Annotated in this window: 13 protein-coding genes; 9 read left to right on the forward strand and 4 right to left on the reverse strand. The window is 34.1% G+C overall.

Annotation, left to right across the window (positions count from 1 at the left end):
• The first annotated feature begins 65 nt into the window (after positions 1 to 65).
• The 7 genes from AN960_RS22185 (at position 66) to AN960_RS22215 (ending at position 11633) form a co-directional block, all read left to right on the forward strand.
• On the forward strand, positions 66 to 3800 hold the full coding sequence (locus AN960_RS22185) for a CBM35 domain-containing protein (protein WP_056476531.1): 3735 nt from the start codon (positions 66 to 68) through the stop codon (positions 3798 to 3800).
• A gap of 94 nt (positions 3801 to 3894) precedes the next feature.
• Positions 3895 to 4590, forward strand: coding sequence for an L-ribulose-5-phosphate 4-epimerase (gene araD / locus AN960_RS22190; protein WP_056476534.1), 696 nt, complete (start codon positions 3895 to 3897; stop codon positions 4588 to 4590).
• Between the two features lie 82 nt (positions 4591 to 4672).
• The gene (gene araA, locus AN960_RS22195; protein WP_056476536.1) at positions 4673 to 6157 is read left to right on the forward strand and encodes an L-arabinose isomerase; all 1485 of its coding nucleotides are present in this window, start codon (positions 4673 to 4675) and stop codon (positions 6155 to 6157) included.
• 114 nt (positions 6158 to 6271) lie between these two features.
• Positions 6272 to 7870, forward strand: a complete 1599-nt coding sequence (locus tag AN960_RS22200; protein ID WP_056476540.1) for a xylulokinase — start codon at positions 6272 to 6274, stop codon at positions 7868 to 7870.
• Positions 7871 to 8145: 275 nt separating this feature from the next.
• Complete coding sequence (locus tag AN960_RS22205; protein ID WP_056476543.1) at positions 8146 to 9477, forward strand: spore germination protein; 1332 nt, start codon at positions 8146 to 8148, stop codon at positions 9475 to 9477.
• A gap of 177 nt (positions 9478 to 9654) precedes the next feature.
• The gene (locus AN960_RS22210; RefSeq protein ID WP_056476547.1) at positions 9655 to 10161 is read left to right on the forward strand and encodes a DinB family protein; all 507 of its coding nucleotides are present in this window, start codon (positions 9655 to 9657) and stop codon (positions 10159 to 10161) included.
• A 533-nt stretch (positions 10162 to 10694) separates the two neighbouring features.
• Positions 10695 to 11633, forward strand: a complete 939-nt coding sequence (locus AN960_RS22215) for a zinc ribbon domain-containing protein (RefSeq protein WP_056476551.1) — start codon at positions 10695 to 10697, stop codon at positions 11631 to 11633.
• Positions 11634 to 12066: 433 nt separating this feature from the next.
• On the opposite strand, the gene AN960_RS22220 is transcribed toward AN960_RS22215, so the two are convergent.
• The 4 genes from AN960_RS22220 to AN960_RS22235 all read right to left on the reverse strand — a co-directional run bounded on the left by AN960_RS22220 (position 12067) and on the right by AN960_RS22235 (position 15345).
• On the reverse strand, positions 12067 to 12915 hold the full coding sequence (locus tag AN960_RS22220) for an N-acetylmuramoyl-L-alanine amidase (protein WP_056476554.1): 849 nt from the start codon (positions 12913 to 12915) through the stop codon (positions 12067 to 12069).
• Positions 12912 to 13937, reverse strand: coding sequence for a YARHG domain-containing protein (locus tag AN960_RS25225; RefSeq protein WP_056476557.1), 1026 nt, complete (start codon positions 13935 to 13937; stop codon positions 12912 to 12914). Before AN960_RS25225 ends, AN960_RS22220 begins: the two co-directional genes overlap by 4 nt.
• Positions 13938 to 14375: 438 nt before the next feature.
• Complete coding sequence (locus tag AN960_RS22230) at positions 14376 to 14936, reverse strand: VanZ family protein (RefSeq protein ID WP_056476560.1); 561 nt, start codon at positions 14934 to 14936, stop codon at positions 14376 to 14378.
• Between the two features lies 1 nt (position 14937).
• Positions 14938 to 15345, reverse strand: coding sequence for a hypothetical protein (locus AN960_RS22235; RefSeq protein WP_056476564.1), 408 nt, complete (start codon positions 15343 to 15345; stop codon positions 14938 to 14940).
• 530 nt (positions 15346 to 15875) lie between these two features.
• On the opposite strand from AN960_RS22235, the gene AN960_RS22240 reads away from it, so the two are divergent.
• Positions 15876 to 17132, forward strand: coding sequence for an alkaline phosphatase (locus AN960_RS22240; protein ID WP_056476567.1), 1257 nt, complete (start codon positions 15876 to 15878; stop codon positions 17130 to 17132).
• 240 nt (positions 17133 to 17372) lie between these two features.
• The gene (locus AN960_RS22245) at positions 17373 to 18248 is read left to right on the forward strand and encodes an alkaline phosphatase family protein (protein WP_286131780.1); all 876 of its coding nucleotides are present in this window, start codon (positions 17373 to 17375) and stop codon (positions 18246 to 18248) included.
• The last annotated feature ends 267 nt before the right edge of the window (positions 18249 to 18515 follow it).

The following is an 18515-nucleotide window of genomic DNA, read 5'->3' on the forward strand; positions in this document are numbered from 1 at the left end:
GTTTCATCGAGTTCTTACACCGTGGAGATTTTGATTGTAAAAATAATAAAAAGGGAGACAAATGAATGTTAAAAAAAATCGTTACCTGTCTTTTTTGTACAATCTTAATATGCAGCGGATTTAGCTTTTCTCCAGTAAAGACATCAGCAGCAACAGACCCACAGCTAGTAGTTGATTTATCTAAAGAAAATGGAAAGATGTTAAACGGAGGGGCTGGTTTCTTATATGGTATGAGTGAGCCAAACGTTCCTGACATTAACACGATTATTCCACTTAAGCCAAATACAGCAGTCCAAAAAGCCCCAGACGGATTGCAACATCCAAATGGTGATGCCTTAAAGATTTCAGACTATTTCCTTGAAGCGGGAGGTCAGCAAATACAAATCTATTTACAAGATTTTTATGAGAAGTGGCCATACGAATTTACTGGTATACCAGATTATTTGAATAAGGTCGAAACGATTGTGAAAAAAGTTGTTGCGAATTCTAATAAAAATACCTTTGTTTATGTACCTTTCAATGAACCAGATCAAATTTGGTATGGCGGTATGAATTCTGAAGCACAAGCACGTTTTTTCTCAGATTGGAAAACTGTCGTTGAGAAAATAAAATCACTCCATCCAGATGCGAAAATTGCAGGACCAAACTTTGCTAGTTATAACAGCACAGTTTATCGTAATTTCTTTAAGTTTGCTAAAGAGAATAATGTTTTACCAGATATCGTAACTTGGCATGAATTAGGAGATAATTTCTTCACAGGATGGAACGCAAGATATGATGATTTTCGTTCAATCGAAAAAGAGTTAGGAATTGGACCGCTTGAAATTAATATTAATGAATATGCTCGTCCAAGAGATCCATCTAATCAAGGCGTCCTCTTGCAATTTCTTGCAAAGTTTGAAAGAAGTAAAGTTTTTGGTGAATTACCTTATTGGCATATGGCTGATAATTTGAACGACTTGGTTGTAGGAAATAATCAAGTTAATGGAGCATGGTGGCTTTATAAATGGACAGGTGAAATGAAGGGAAAAGAAACGGTTCAAGTAACTCCACCAAATGCTAATGCAATAGGACTAGAAGGCATTGCTACAATTGATCAATCGAAAAAACAATCACAAGTCGTATTTGGCGGTATTAATGGTAGTGCTGACCTTGTGTTAAAAGGATTCAATCAGCACAAGGAATTTGGTGATTCTGTACATGTAACGATTTGGGAAAGTGCTTGGACTGGATTTGATGGTGCTGCAGGTAATCCAGTAGTCGTACATGAAAAAGATTACCCTGTTGTTGATGGGAAAGTAATTGTTCCTGTTTCAAATATGCACAATATGTCAGCTTATAAAGCGATTGTGACCCCAGCAACTGCAAAAACAACATTTCCAAATCAACCATGGAAAAAAATCTATGAAGCAGAAAATGCACAACTAAGTGGAAAAGCAAGTGTATATGACCTAGAAAATAGCAGTGCCTATATTGAATGGCCGACTTCTGGCGGCAAACAAGTTGGTGGCATTGATGATGAAAATAGCAGTGTGAAATTTAAAGTCAATATACCTGAAGATGGAAAATACTTGATGGATGTTTATTATGGAAACGGTCCGCTAGGCCCTGAGGCAGCGATTGCTGATCGACGAAAAACAGCTAAACACTCATTTAAAGTTGATAACGGAGAAGCAACTGAAATTGTTTATCCGGCTAATATTGGATTTAAATTTATTGGAATCAAAAAAGTTTACCTAGATTTAAAAGCTGGTGAACATACGCTTTCGTTCTCTGGAATGCCAGTAATGCAGGATGGTAATTTAACAAGAGTAGCTCTTCTTGATCGAATTGATCTTACAAGGGCTGGCAAGTATGAGGGTGAGGTAGTTCCTCAAACTGATTTGTACGAAGCGGAATATGCTGAGACAAATGGTGAAGTAAACTCAAAGCTTGATAATTATAGCGGAACTGGCTATCTTGACTTATCAAAAGAGGGTAAAACAGGAGTCATGTTTGTTGTGAACGTTGAGAAAAATGGATATTATGAGACGAACTTTAAGTACTCAACAGATAGTTCATCAAGCAATGTAGAATATTATGTGGATCGTAATAAGGTCAAGGATATTAAGTTAGAACGTTCAAGTGCAGATGGTGATTGGAATACCCATTCGGAAATCCGTTATCTAAAAGCAGGAATCAATTTAATAGAATTAAAGAATACTAAGGGTAATCTTAATATCGATAATCTAGAGGTAAAAGCGGCACCAAGGAAGACAGAGGAACTAATTCAGGTTATTGAGGCTGAAAAAACGAGCAATACAATTGCGGGTACAGCTAAAGTACAAGAAGGCCCATATGCTTCAGGTAATAACTATGTTGGTTTAATAGGAAAAGGTGCCGATAATTATCTTCAGTTTAACGATATTGTCGTTCCAAAAAGTGGTAAGTATAAACTAATTGTACACTATGCAAATAATGAACAAAAAGGCAATCATGATTATAATGCTAACGTCGTGGAAAGACATGCAAACATTAGCATTAATGGTGAAGCTAGTGAAAAAACTTACTTTAGAAGTACCTATAGTTGGGAAACATTTAGATCGATAGTATTTGACGTAGAACTTAAGAAAGGTTCTAACTCAATTCGATTCTATAACGATACAGAGTCACCGGATTATGAACAATACGCTCCGAATATCGATAAAATTGAGATTGCGCCGACGGAAACAGTGGAAACAGTCTTATCAGTAAACGGGCCAAATTCATTAAAAGTAAATGATTCTTTTAATCTTATTTATTCTCTTAACGATTTATTAGATAACATTCACTCCGTTAAGATGCAACTAAACTATGATTCTCAATTGATGGATTTTGTTTCAGCCGAAGCTCTTAATAGTAAAATTAAGGTTTCAACTAATAAGTCAGCAAAGTCAGGAGTAGTGGATGTTGTTTTAGAAGGTGCCCCAGGGCATTTCAAACAAGTAAGTGATTTAGTAAAAATTAAGATGAAAATTAAGGAAAATGAAAAGTTAACAACTTATGTCTCTACATCAAATATAACATTAGGCAAAAGTAACGGAGAATCGGTTAATCTTGAAGATAACGTTTATTCAATCGACCTTTTTGATCATGTATCTACTATTATAATAACCGGAAAAAATGGAGAGAAAACAATTGGGACCAACCGTGGCACATTGCAGTTGGAAGCGCAGGTTATTCCCGCAAATGCTAACCAGAATGTTAAGTGGTCCGTATTTAACTTGAACGGTTCACAAACAGATTTAGCTACTATCTCTTCAGACGGATTGTTATCTGCAAATAAGGATGGTAAAAACGGTCAAGTGAAAGTTGTAGCTACAGCAGCCGATGGATCTGGAGTTGTAAGTGAAATGGTCGTAAACATAACGAATCAGCTAGTTCAAGTAACAGGAGTTCCATTTGGTAAAAATCCGCCGTGGGCACCAGGCGGGGAATTTGATAAAGCATTTGATGGAAATATCAATACCTTCTATGACTACAGTCAAGCGAATGGTGGCATCACAGGAATTGACTTGGGAGTAGGTAAGCAAAGTGTGTTAAAAGAAATACGATACTACCCGCGTGCAGGCTATACAGGAAGAATGGTAGGAGGAAAAATTCAAGGTTCTAATACTTCATCGACTGATGGATTTGTTGATCTGTACACGATTACTTCAACACCTGAACTTGGATGGAACGTAACAGAGTTAACCGGAGAAACAGCCTATCGTTATATCCGATATGTGAGCCCAAATGGTGGGTATGGAAATGTTGCTGAGCTCGAGTTTTATAGTAAGTAAGAATGGAACTTGTATAAAAAAGCAAATGTGAGTTCTCGCGATTAAAATCACTTTGATTATGGCAAATATTGCCTAATACAAAGGAGGAGCCATGATGTTAGAAATGTTAAAAAAGGATGTTTTGGAAGCGAATCTTCAGCTTCCAAAACATGGTTTGGTCACCTTTACTTGGGGTAATGTGAGCGGAATTGATCATCTATCAGGACTGGTCGTAATTAAACCAAGTGGTGTACCATATGACGATTTACAAATAGATGACCTTGTCGTATTAGATTTATACGGAAAAATAGTTGAAGGCTCGTTAAGACCTTCTTCAGATACACCTACACATCTAGCCATATACCGTGCATTTCCCCAAATAGGTGGAATTGTGCACACCCACTCACCATGGGCTACAAGCTGGGCTCAAGCAGGGCGAAGAATTCCTGCACTTGGTACGACTCATGCGGATTATTTTTATGGTGAGATTCCATGTTCTCGTGCATTGACCAGGGAAGAAATTGACCGAGGGTATGAACATGAAACAGGTAACGTCATTATTGAAACCTTTAAAAATGAAGGACTTGACCCTGTTGCAATGCCAGGTATTTTACTAGCAGGTCATGCTCCATTTAGCTGGGGGAAAAATGCTAACCAAGCGGTACATAATGCCGTTGTATTAGAAGAAGTAGCCAAAATGGCATTAAACACATATATCCTAAACCCTCAAATAAAAGCCATTGACCAATTTCTACTTGATAAACATTATCTTCGCAAACATGGAGCAAATGCCTATTATGGACAAAAGTAACTAGGTGGAATTATTAATACTGGATTGATTCTTAATTTGTTATTTTCGATAAATATCATTTATTTACTTAGGAGGATTTACATTGTTATCTACAAAAAACTATGAATTTTGGTTCGTAACTGGAAGTCAATTATTGTATGGAGAAGATGTACTTCGTCAAGTGGAAGAGAATTCAAAAAAGATTGTAAATGGGTTGGAAGATGATTCTCGTGTCCAATATAAGGTGCTTTTTAAAACAGTATTAAAAGATTCAGATTCAATCCGCAAATTAATGCTAGAAGCAAATGCTGATCAAAATTGTGCAGGAATAATAACGTGGATGCACACATTCTCACCATCTAAAATGTGGATTGCGGGCCTTTCATCACTTCAAAAGCCTTATCTGCATTTAGCTACTCAATTTAATCGTGATATACCTTGGGATACAATCGATATGGATTTCATGAATTTGAATCAGGCCGCCCATGGAGACCGGGAACATGGTTTTATCGCATCGCGCATGAAAATTAAGCGAAAAGTTATTATGGGTCACTGGGAGAATCCAAAAGTAAGAGAACGAATCGGCAGTTGGATGAGAACTGCGGTAGGATTCGAGGAAAGTAAAAATCTTAAGGTTGCGAGATTTGGTGATAATATGCGTCAGGTTGCAGTAACTGAAGGGGATAAGATTGAAGCGCAAATCAAGCTTGGGTGGACAGTGAATGGTTACGGTGTAGGCGATCTTGTTCAACGAATGAATGATGTAACTGAACAAGAAATTAACCAAGTAATGGCTGAATATGAGCAGCATTATGACATTACTCCCGAAGGACTGACTGAAGGTCCAGTCCGCGATTCAATCCGTTACCAAGCTAGAATTGAACTTGGTATGAAAGCTTTTCTAACAGAAGGCGGATATACTGCATTTACTACCACTTTTGAAGACTTGCATGGTATGAATCAGCTTCCTGGTCTAGCAGTTCAACGTTTAATGGAACAAGGATACGGTTTTGCAGGTGAAGGTGACTGGAAGACAGCGGCACTTGTCAGATTGATGAAAATTATAGCTGGAAACGAAGGTACTTCTTTTATGGAAGACTACACCTATCATTTTGAACCTGGAAATGAAATGGTTCTTGGTGCACATATGCTCGAAGTTTGCCCTTCAATTTCCGCAACTCGTCCAAAAATTGAGGTACACCCACTTGGAATTGGTGGCAAGGAAGATCCTGCTCGAATTGTATTTGATGGAAGAGGCGGTTCCGCATTAAATGCAACTATAATTGACCTTGGACATCGTTTTCGATTACTTGTTAATCAAGTTGAAGCTGTTCAGCCAGAAAAAGAGATGCCAAATCTACCGGTTGCAAGAGTGTTATGGAAAACCGAACCAAGCTTAAACCAAGCTGTTGAAAATTGGATCCAAGCAGGAGGAGCACATCACACTAGCTTTTCTTACAAAGTAACAACCGAACAGCTGCGAGATTTTGCTGAACTGACTGGAATTGAGCTGGTTGTAATTAACAAAGATACTAAAACGGAGGCATTTAATAACGAATTACGCTGGAATGAAGTTATTTATAGATAGATTAATAGACTTTCAGAAATTCTATTTTTTCTCTTAGAATCTCAATCTAAAAAGGGAGTTTTAAAGGTTTCTGGAAATACAGAGTTAATAAATTAAGAACTGGAGGTGAGTATAATGAGTCTCAAACGAAGAGAAGAAATTCAAAGTGGTAAAACAGTTCTTGGTATAGAACTAGGTTCAACGCGGATTAAGTCAGTACTCATAGGAGAAGACCATATACCGATAGCTTCAGGCAGTCATGATTGGGAGAATAAATATATCAACAATCTATGGACATATAGTGAAGAGGATATATGGCAGGGTGTACAAAACAGTTATAAAAAGATGGCAGATGATGTAAAACATCAATATGGCGTCACACTACAAAAAGTGGAAGGTATTGGATTTAGTGGAATGATGCATGGCTATATGGTTTTTGGTAAAGAGGGAGAGCTTTTGGCCCCATTTCGTACCTGGCGTAACAATATTACCGAACAGGCATCAAAAGTACTGACAAAACTATTTAACTATCAAATTCCAGAGCGTTGGAGTATCGCTCATCTATATCAAGCAATATTGAATCAGGAAGAACATCTTGCAGATATTACTTTTCAGACAACTCTTGCTGGTTACATCCATTGGAAACTGACAGGACAGAAAGTATTAGGAATTGGTGAAGCTTCTGGTGTATTTCCAATTGACTTGATTAAAAGGAACTACAATCAAAACATGATTAATCAATTTAATGTTTTAATTGCAGTTCATAATTTACCATGGAAATTAGAAGATATTCTGCCAAAGGTCTTGGTAGCTGGTGAAAAAGCAGGCTACCTCACAGAAGAAGGAGCAAAGCTACTAGATATTACAGGAGAACTACTAGGAGGAATCCCACTTTGTCCGCCAGAGGGTGATGCAGGAACTGGTATGGTCGCAACTAACAGTATAGCTAAGCGAACCGGTAATGTTTCAGCGGGAACTTCTGTATTTGCAATGATTGTATTGGAAAAGGAACTGTCAAAAGTTTATTCGGAGATTGACCTTGTTACTACACCTAATGGAAATCTGGTCGCAATGGCCCATTCCAACAATTGCTCTTCCGATCTAAATGCATGGATTAGTTTGTTTGATGAATTTTCAAAACTAATAGGCAAGGATGTTGATATGAATAAGTTATATGGAATTCTGTATAACTTAGCTCTTCTAGGGGATCCGGATTGTGGCGGTTTACTAGCTTACGGCTATCTTTCTGGAGAACATATGACTAAATTCGAAGAGGGCCGTCCAATGTTTGTCCGTTCTTCAGAGAGCAAATTCAATCTGGCTAATTTCATCCGTGTTCATTTATATACAGCCTTAGGAGCATTGAAGATTGGGATGGATATACTTCTCAAACAGGAAGAAGTGAAATTGGATAAAATCCTAGGTCATGGTGGCTTGTTTAAAACTGAAGCTGTTGGACAAAGAATCATGGCCGCTGCTCTCAATGTTCCAGTCTCGGTTATGGAGACAGCAGGAGAAGGAGGAGCATGGGGGATTGCATTACTTGCATCCTATATGTTAAACAAAGCAGACAATGAAATGCTTGAAGGTTATTTAAACCACAAAGTATTTATTGAAAAAACAGGTAAAGCAATATCTCCAGACTTAAAGGATGTAGAGGGATTTGAGCTATTCATGAAACGTTATACCAATGGTTTGGCAATAGAAAGAGCGGCAATAGATAATTTTAAATAATAAGAAATGTTTTTTAAGACAGAGTGTTAATCCTCTGTCTTATTTTTTATAGGTTTTGCATCATTTTAGAGAAGGAGGGAGCCTTAAGTGCTTTCTTCTTTTTTATTTGTTCCATTTGGGAATACTTGCTAATGTGGAGAAAGAGTGTGGGAAACAAAGAGTACCTTGGAGAAGCGAGCAAGAAGAATTCTTAAGATTAAGTGTAATTTATATGATTATGAAAATGGGATTTATAGGTGGGAAAGAATTTACGGGTTAACTAGGGGGTGACTAGCTTGCAAGATCATCATTCAAATCTTACAAAGAGTTTAACCAAGAACACTCAAGTCATACAAGAAAAACTAAACAATACAGCTGAATTTACGACGAGGAACATCCAAATTGAGGGACATAATAATAAGATTCATTATGGGGTTCTCATCTATCTCGATGGGATTGTGAATACACAAATCATAAGAGAATCAATTATTCAGCCGTTAGCAAAAGCGAAGCTAATACCAAAAGAAATGTTTATCAAAACACTTAAAGCGCGAACCGTTGAAAAGAGCTTTCGACAACGTTCACCATCAGGTCCACAAATTGGACTGAATGAAATGTTTAAAACAAATATAAACATGATTCGTAGTTACATTAAGTCACCGGAGTTAGTAGTTGAAATGAAGAAAATAGGCAGGTATGTACAGGAAGATGTTGCAATTGTTTACTTAAAGAGTAAAGTTGATCAATTGTGCCTTGAAGAAGTTCGTGAAAAAATTGACTCCGTGGATGTCGAATATGCAATAGAGGGCCGTATCATTGACGATGCAATCGAAGGATATAGGCCTACACTTTTCCATTTGACTAAAACAGAAGAAATGCCAGATGTAATTGTATCTGCATTATATGAAGGGAGAATTGCGATTTTCGTAGATGGAACACCCGAAGCAACGGTTGTTCCCGCTTTGTTTGTTCAATTCATGCAGGTGCCGAATTCGTATTACGAGAAAACAGGACGCTTTGCAAATAAACCATTATTTTTTATTAGTTTTTTTCTTACCTTTTTACTACCAGGTGTTTACATAGCCCTTCAAAAATATCACACTGATTGGTTTCCTAAGAAAGCTGTCAAAATATTTTTTGAAGATAAAGTCGGTTTCACATCTTTTTGGGATATGATTTTTTTAATTTTTATCTTGTATTTATTATCAATTTCAGCGTTCCGTATATCAGGGGATATGATTATTGTCGCATCCTTACTCGGAACAACCATTATTAGTTCAACAGCCGTACAGTCTAAAATCATTCACCCAATGAGTATCGTTGTTGTAGGAACCGCTATCTTGATTAGTTTAATGTTTATGTTTGGTGGCATGGGAGCACCACTTCTTCCGTTACGAATCATCTTTCTTATCATAGGCGACTGGTTTGGATTTACGGGAATGGGTATTGGACTAGTTATTCTGATCATATACATGTCCAGACTTCGTTCATTAGGTGTTCCATATCTTACACCAATCATTCCATTTCATCCAAAAGAATTTAAGGATGTCATTTTCAGGGGCAAACTAAAGAACTTACTAAATAGCGTACATCTGTATCCCCATGATAAAAAACAAAAGAAACAGTAAGAGAGAAAGAACTGTAGGGGTAATCCTTTCAATGCATACAATCAAAGTGCACTAAAGTATGGATATACGGTCTGCCCGAAGGCGAGCAAGAAAAGTAATAAAAATGGTAAAAAGCAGTTGAGAGAAATAATAAGAGTTAAACAATAAAACGCCAGGTAACAGTTTGGAGGAATGAGAATGTATGCTAATATTGAAGAATTTATTGAAGATTGGACTCGAGAAGCGGAATTAACAAAGAACTTAATTAATGTTTTAACAGATGATTCCCTAAATGTTTCAATAGCTGAAAATGGAAGAACGATTGGAAGAACAATTTGGCATATTACTTGTAGTTCTCAAGGTTTATTAGGTTATTTTGGATTTAATGCCGTTCCATTAGAAAATGAACATCAAGTTCCTCGATCAGCTAAAGAGGTAATTGAAACTTTTGATAAAGTAAGTTCAGATTTAATAGAAACTGTTAGAAGTCAATGGACTAATGAAAGACTAACAGAACAGCAATTTAAATTTGGTAGAACGATGACAAACGGAGTAATCTTATCAATAATAATAAAACACTTAATTCATCATCGTGGGCAATTAACCGTATTAATGAGACATGCTAATTTACCAGTATTTGGTGTTTACGGTCCTTCATTTGAAGAGTGGACAACAAATAACATGGGCAACCCACCAGTAGTTTAAAGAGCTAGTAAAATAAAAAAGAGCCTAGAGAATTTTATGGTATTAGAAGAAATTTTTACAAGTTATTATTGAAAATAAGTATAAAGACATCCTTAATGGTAATACTGAAATAGAGATATTGTTTACACGACAATATCTTCTAGTTAAGATTGGCTCCTAACGAACCAATATTTAACGATTATATGGACTTCATAAAAGATTATTCTTTTAGAGAGACCTCATATAATAGGGTTAAATCCCGAAACAGATGGCGTCCATCGTACTGACCTCCTGGTTGGTACTTTGGGCGTCATCTTTTTTATTGGAATAGTTAGTGGCACAGTAGAATCAAATTCCTCTTAATATAAGCGGAAAAATCACTGGATAAAGGTACTTCTAAAAATTAGATAGAAGTCACCCTTATATTTTTTATATATTTAAAATCTTATCAACGTTTATTTGTATTTTAAATAATTATTTTCAGAATTTTTCCTCACTACCAAAATATAAATTAAAAGTATATTAAATTTGTCTAAGGTAAAGGAGGAATAGTTATGTTTTGTAAAAGATGTGGCAACTCATTAGTAGAAAATGACCGTTTTTGTGGGAATTGCGGAACAAAAGTTATTTTTTTGAAAAATGAAGAGGTAATTTCAACAAATCAAGATCAGATTAATGAGGATATTTCATTAGGTGAATCGGTTTCAAAAGTAGTTACACCTAAGACAGAACGATCGAAACAAAATTCCTCAGCAATTGTACATAACGGGCTCTTATCACAAACAGTAACTGAACCAGGTGCAAATAGCCAAGTTATGAATCATGTGAATTCAGAGCAACTTAATCAATTTAAATCAACAATGTTAAACTTTTGGAGTTTCTTTAAATTAGCTATTAAAAATCCCTATGGTGTTGCACAAGGTGTTACAGAAAAACATTTTTTAAAAGGGATTATTATTTTAATTTTATATTCGCTATTAATTCCAGCAACTTTCTATAATGTATTAAAGATTGGGATTAAATCAACAGAGAGTGTTATAGGAGATTATACTAACTTCAGTAACCAATTAAGTTTTAGTACCTTGGTTATTAGCCCGTTTGTTATGATATTAATTGTTCATTTAGTAACAGTCATTACATCTTACATTTTTTTAAAAGGTAAAAAAACAAATCTTCAATTAAAAGAAGTTATTGCGAGATATGGAACTATCTATTCTATTAGTTTAGCTTTAGTTTGCTTTGCATTTATTTTAAGTTATGTCTCGATAACACTTTGTCTAATATTTATCTTAGTATCGGTATTTATGAGTATTAGTGTAGTACCATTAGTGATCAGTTCGTTCCAAAATACTAAAACAAAAGGAATCGATAGTTTATATATCATTTCAATAGTTTATATAGTAATGGCAATCACTCAAATGATTTTATTACGAACAATGATCATAAATACGATTCATAGAATTAGTGACTTGCTATTAGGAAAACTATTTTAATTAATATGGAATAAAGATTAATAGTAGGTAAAAAAAGCCACTTAATAGATAGGACAAAAAATTAGAAACTATATTTAAGATTTACTATATGATCCCATTCATGTAGAAAGTGAAAAGACATCACCATTTAATTTGTGGATGTTACTCTTTTACTTGGAGGGGACCTTTTTCTGAATATAAATGGACAAGCATTCCGAACTATGTTCAGATAGGAATGAAAGGTATTTCGTGCTTTAAAAAATGGGGCACAAAGTTGTAACCTTCTTTCTTAAATTCTAATTTCACTCTGTAAAAATCTAACTTTATCTATATCAGAAATAGACCCATCAATAAAAAAATAAACGTGCAAGGCATCCAACGATCCCAATACACGTTTAGAAATACAAAATAAGAAGTGCGGGATCTTAGCAGTAAATATGTTATTTACCTATATCTACTTTGACCCATCGTCAATAACTTCTGAACTATATCGATCGATCCCATCTGCTATCTTCATCAACAAACTTGTTAAATAATGTGGATCCGATAGTTTTCGATCTTCTTCGGGATTTGTCATAAATCCAAGTTCAATTAATGTAACAGGAACCTTTGACCAATTAAATCCTGAGAGATCGTCACGATAGGAAATCCCTTTTACTTTTGTATATTGGTCTTTTTTTACTTCCTCAACAATATTCTGTGAAATTAATAAACTATCTTTATAAAGTGAAGAAATATAAGGATTTTCTTTAGACGGAGTTAAGACAGAAAATCCTTTTGTAGAATGATCATTCGAACCGTCAGCGTGGATTCTTATAAATAAATCAGCATTGATTTTGTTGGCTATTTCTGCTCTTTCTTTATTGCTTAAATTTACATTATTTGTTGTACGAGTGAAGATGACATTGTAACCTCTCTTTTTAAGGATTTCACCTAATTTAAGTGATGCCTCTAAGCTTAAAACATACTCGGGCTTCTTTGTCACTACTCCTGTTGTACCGCCAGCCACTTTAATCTTCATTTCACTAGAGCCCGGACCTAATGGTTCAAGCGCTGTATTTGCTTTACTTTGGTGACCTGGATCAATACAAATTACAAGTGGCTTTTTGGAGTTCTTCTTTTCATTTGTTTGAATGACTTTATTTGATTTTTCTTTAAAGTTTTCTATTTTAGGCTGCTGACTTAGTGATGTTTTGTGCGGTTTATTATCAGAATGATCTTTTGGATAAAATAAAAAACTTAAAATACAGATTATAAAGATCATAAAAAAAATAATGATCTTTTTATTAACTACCAACTTCAATTAAGGAACTCCTCCCTAGCTTTGATTAGTTTTACATTATAAGTTTCAATCGCACTTAAAGTACCATTGTAATTCACATTTGGACTATACCATGATTGAGCTAAAAAATAGTTGCGCATTTCATCCGTTTTAAAAATGTATCCATGACGTGCATAAATTTCGTTTCTAGCTTTGCGCAACTCATCTTTCGTCAAATAATCTAGATCATCTTGAGTTAGTTTTCTTATATTACTCATTGGCAAGATAAACTTATTTGCAGTAGATACGTCACCATACACCATTGTATGGATTACGATAGCTAAATCATTTTTCGAATTTCCTTCCAATACAGGTATTGAAACACCGCAAGAGCCTGAATAATACATTAAATCATCGTTAGATAACGTTTGTGGATACTGTGCAACACATTGATCACCTACATAAATATACCATGATGTATTTTTAGACATTGCTACTTCATCTGCAATATTTGCTACTTTAATCGCCCAATCTCTTATTGGAGAAATATTTCCACTATCATATAAATTAAATATTGATTGAAGATTTTGTGGAGAAATATTATTAGCTGTTAAATGTATTACACCATCAATTTGTGTTATGTCCCAACTACCAACAGAAAGACTTCTACTACCAGCGTAAATTTTTAATTGTTCTAATTGAGCTTTATAAGAAGGGATCGTTTGAGTATTAGGTGGATTATTTGCAGAATCTCCCACTGCCTCTTGCTCATTTTCATTATGTTGTACATGATTCGATACATGTTGAGAGTGTTTATTTTTATTTGTAAGTTTTGGATAAATTAAATAAATTGCGACAGCCAATATAATTAATACGGCAATTGAAATCAATATACCTTTTAATCTACTATACTTATTTTTATAATTACTTTCATGTGAATTCCGATTTTTCGAACGAGTTTCGACCTGATTAGTCACTTCTGGAATACTAGTTTTTTCACCACAATTTGTACAAAATATTGCCCCTTGCTCTAAGTTTCCACCGCATTTAGTACAGTAAGCCAAATTGTCTCACTCCCTTTTTAATAGCTAAAATTATTCTAATGTTGACTTTAAGAAAAAATGCATTTTATTTTTTATGGGAAAGAATGCGATAAGGTGGCTGAGTTGCAATGTAGGAAAGTCTGTTGGAAAGAAATGGCATGTAGAATTGATAAATATAAAAAAGACGATTAATCCACAAGAAAATCATTGGATTAAAAAACGACTAAGAGGATTCTCTTTAGTCGCTTTGTAAAAAAAAATGAATTTTACACAATAATAAATATATGATTGATCTCTATTTCAAAGCACAAAAATTTAATTTACTTCCTATAATGCATACAAAAAAATCTTAAAAAACGGTGAATTCCCCCAATTATAAAATTCAACTAATTAAATATAATCATTAGAGTGATTTTTCTATCTATAAAAAATAAGTGGGGCAGGGCTGAGAAGTGGATTTTAAACTAAGGTTTTTTCTTTTAAATACCAACACGAATATACTCTCGAAATAAACCAACCTAATAATATACCACTAACGTTTAAGATTACATCATCAATATCCATCACTTTATTAGGATATCCAGTTATATAATTGATTCCAAGCTGAATTATTTCAATTGAGAAAGACAGAAAAAGACCAAATAAAAAAAAATTATGAAACCGCAGAATTTTTCTTTTTAGTACTACATAGAGAACTGGTATTGGAAGCAACAAAAGAATATTACCAATTACTTGTATCCATAGATCATGTTCAATCGACTTAAGAATTGTATTAAAAGGTGAAAATTGATAATAGAGCTTACTAGTTATTTCAAGATTTTTTTTATAGAAATACGTAATTGGAAAGAAAACAACTTTTACTAAAGATAAGTAGTAAAAAAACCATAATGTAAAATGAACGAATTTTTGTTTTGTAATTGATTTACTAATCCATTTTATCTTAATGAAATATACTATTAATCCTAGCAAAAATACAAATAAAAATTCAATAGGATCTAATGATATTGAATAGCCGAACATGTTAGTATTTCCAAGATATAGATGTTTTTCCTTCCATTTGAAGGCCTGTGTAGTTACGGTAATAAATATAATATTTACCCTTTGTCTTATTTGTAAATGTTTTGTTTCCACCAGTTACTGATGGTACATTTGTTACATCTATTATCGGATCTAAGCCAAAAGCATCCATTTTAAATTGTAGTTCTATATTAGCTTGTTTTGTTTTCTTAGTATCTACCCAAATACCCTTGGTAGGATTAACTGCAACAATAAAGGTAGGATTACTACCAACATCAAGTCTTTTACTTTCGACGCCACCTGTCATGCTATATGTAGTAGAGTATTTACCATTTGCTGCAAAAGCTGTTCCACATATTAGTAACATTGAAGATACTATACAAATAGCTAAACCTTTTTTAATTCTAATCATTGTATTTCCTCCTTAAATTTAGTAATGGGAAAGTCTCTTAACTATTAAATCGGAGGATACTAAAAGTAAATAAAGTAATCTATGTGAAAAAAAATTGAACTTTAATTTAATATAATGGTGGGGTAGTTAATTTCGCCAAAAAAGGAAATATTTACGATTGTGACGAAATAATATAAAACACTACCTGAAAGGCTGGTCTAAAATGCTTAATATCGTTTTTCCTGGTTTAGTCTTAATTATTTTAATTGCAGTATTTGTACTATTTAATAGAATCATTAAGAAATCTAAAAGATCATAGTTTGAGAGCGAAAAGAATCTACAATTTGATTCTTTTTTTATTTGGATTCGATAAATAAACTAGAAATTAAAACATTAAACAAGGATTAAATTTAAAAATTGAAAGAACTACATTGACAAAAGTTACAAAATATTCATACAAATTTATACCATATTTACAGTATCTATACAGTTCCTAAATACTCTTCCTTTATATTGAAATTAAGAAAATATTCAGGTAGGGAGTGTTATTAATGGGGAAAAAGAAAACGATAATCAGTGCTGCTTTAACAATTGCAACTGCAACAACATTGGGATTTAATCATTTCGTCGATGCAAAAGAATCCGATAATAGTCACAAACAAGGAAAGGCTAAAAATGTGATTGTTTTTGTTGGAGATGGAATGGGGGCTGCACACCGTGAAGCGATCCGACTGGCTACTGTTGGACAAACTGGTAAACTAGCAATGGATGATATGCCTTATGCTGGATTGGTACATACTAGCTCAACTACTGCTATAACAGATTCAGCAGCTGCGGCTACTGCTATGGCGTCAGGGGTAAAAACGTATAATGGGGCAATTGGTGTTGATGCAAACAAGAAGTCAGTAAAAACAGTCTTGGAAATGGCGAAAGAAGCTGGGAAATCAACTGGTTTAGTCACAACAAGCCAGATTACGGATGCAACTCCAGCAGCATTTGGTGCCCATGTAACAGATCGTTCAAAACAAAGTGACATTGCTAAGCAGTATCTTGAAAACAGCAAAGTCGATGTTCTACTAGGTGGAGGAGAGGACTTTTGGTATCCTGCAGGAAATGCTGGAAGCTACGAAGACCACCCAGTAAAGGACCCTTCTGAGCAAAGTAAAGGAACACAAGGAAATCTTGTAGATGAAGCGAAAAAGCTTGGCTACAATTACGTAACGAATGCTAATGAGCTACAAAAAGCGAAAAATGGTAAGTTGTTAGGTCTTTTTGCAAACGAAGAAATGTTTGAACAAAGAGAAGAGGGAAAAGGTGATCTTTATGATCCAGTAGTATCTCTTCCTGACATGACTAAAAAAGCAATCGATACTTTATCAGATAATAAAAAAGGTTTCTTCTTAATGGTAGAAGAAGAGGGAACAGACGAAATGTCTCATGAGAACAATGCTGAAAAAATGATTAAGGCTGGTCAAGAACTAGATAAATCAGTATCTGTAGCTAAGGAATATGCTAAGAACCACCCTGACACTCTTGTTCTAGTAGTAGCAGACCATGAATGTGGTGGCTTATCAATTGAAGATGTTGACACCAAAGATGAGTCAGGCGATGGAATTTCTAAAGAAGACGGACCATTTAATGTGGCAAACAGTAGCAATCAATTCATGATTGACTGGACAACAAGTGGACACGGTGGCGTATCTGTTCCATTAACAGCAATTGGTGCTGGAGCAGAGCTATTATCAGGAACATATGAAAACACTTATATCTATGAGGCTATTAAACAAGCAATGGGTTTAAAAGAATAATTTTGTTGAAAAACATTCCATTTATCTAATGGGATGTTTTTTTCTTATGGGCCCGACAAACTTAACAACAAAAAGAAGATCATCATTATTAATGAATTGAAAGAAATAAATCAAAGAAGGGTAATTACATATACAAAGAGAATTAATGTTTTAAGGAAAAATACAGAATAAATAACTAGATTATGTTAAAACTTTAATTTCATTGAAATAAGAAAATAATTAAATAAAGGTAGTGTTATATTGAGAAAATGGGTTATAGTACTTTTTTTAATCTGTTTTGTTTTAATTGCTTGTATACAGATTAATAAAAAAAATCTAAATACGTTTAAATTATTTAATTTCAATTCGCAAACAGAATCAGGAATTCCAAAAATTGATCACATTGTAATAGTAATTGAGGAGAATCATGCGAAACAGCAAATTATGGGGAATCATTCTGCACCTTATATTAATTCACTAATGAACCTAGGTGCCAACTTAACTAACTATCATGCAATTGAACATCCTAGCCAGCCGAATTATTTGGACCTGTTCTCTGGATCAAATCAAGGTGTCACAGATGATGCTTTACCAAAAACAAAATTCTCAACAGATAATTTAGCAAGTGAGCTTATTGAAAAAAAATTAACATTTGCCGGTTATTCTGAAGATTTGCCTTCAATTGGTTTTAATGGAGAATACAACAAAAATTATGCACGTAGGCACAATCCTTGGGCTAATTTTACAAATGTCCCTAAAAAAGCAAATCAGCCATTAGAAAATTTCCCAACAAATTTTAGTAAACTTCCAACTGTTTCGTTTATAATCCCTAATCTCCAAAATGACATGCACGATGGAACAATTAAACAAGGAGATCAGTGGTTAAAAAAACAAATTGGTGCTTATGTCAAATGGGCAAAAACGAATAATAGTTTGCTAATTGTAACGTGGGATGAAGATGACCTTTCACATAATAACAAAATTCCCACCGTTTTTGTTGGACCCATGGTAAAAAAAGGACAATTTAACGAAAATTTAAACCATTTTGATCTTTTACATACAATAGAGGATATTTACGGATTAAAACATGCAGGGACAAATAAATCTGTTAGATCGATTGAAAATATATGGAAATAATTGGTCGATTAAGAAGTAGACAACAAAGTTGAGTCTAGCGATGTGATTTCATAGAAGACAGTTTATTTAATATGTAAAACAGTGGCAATCAATTTAGGATTGACTCGACAACAATTGGTGATTTTAAGAAACATTCCATTTTTAATTATGGAATGTTTTTTTGTGCTAAAAATTAATAGAAATATTCATTGTAAAAATATTGACATAATTTTTAAAAAGGGATTTGTAGAAAAATGTAGAATTTTATATTCATAAACATAAAGGAGG

The organism is Bacillus sp. FJAT-25509 (genome assembly GCF_001420605.1).
Classification (GTDB): Bacteria; Bacillota; Bacilli; order Bacillales; family Bacillaceae_G; genus Gottfriedia.

Bases quoted from the DNA above. Each gene is read 5' to 3' on its own strand.
- AN960_RS22185 (WP_056476531.1), top strand. From the start codon at position 66: ATGTTAAAAAAAATCGTTACCTGTCTTTTTTGTACAATCTTAATATGC.
- araD (WP_056476534.1), top strand. From the start codon at position 3,895: ATGTTAGAAATGTTAAAAAAGGATGTTTTGGAAGCGAATCTTCAGCTT.
- AN960_RS22200 (WP_056476540.1), top strand. From the start codon at position 6,272: ATGAGTCTCAAACGAAGAGAAGAAATTCAAAGTGGTAAAACAGTTCTT.
- AN960_RS22210 (WP_056476547.1), top strand. From the start codon at position 9,655: ATGTATGCTAATATTGAAGAATTTATTGAAGATTGGACTCGAGAAGCG.
- AN960_RS22215 (WP_056476551.1), top strand. From the start codon at position 10,695: ATGTTTTGTAAAAGATGTGGCAACTCATTAGTAGAAAATGACCGTTTT.
- AN960_RS22230 (WP_056476560.1), bottom strand. From the start codon at position 14,936: ATGTTCGGCTATTCAATATCATTAGATCCTATTGAATTTTTATTTGTA.
- AN960_RS22235 (WP_056476564.1), bottom strand. From the start codon at position 15,345: ATGATTAGAATTAAAAAAGGTTTAGCTATTTGTATAGTATCTTCAATG.
- AN960_RS22240 (WP_056476567.1), top strand. From the start codon at position 15,876: ATGGGGAAAAAGAAAACGATAATCAGTGCTGCTTTAACAATTGCAACT.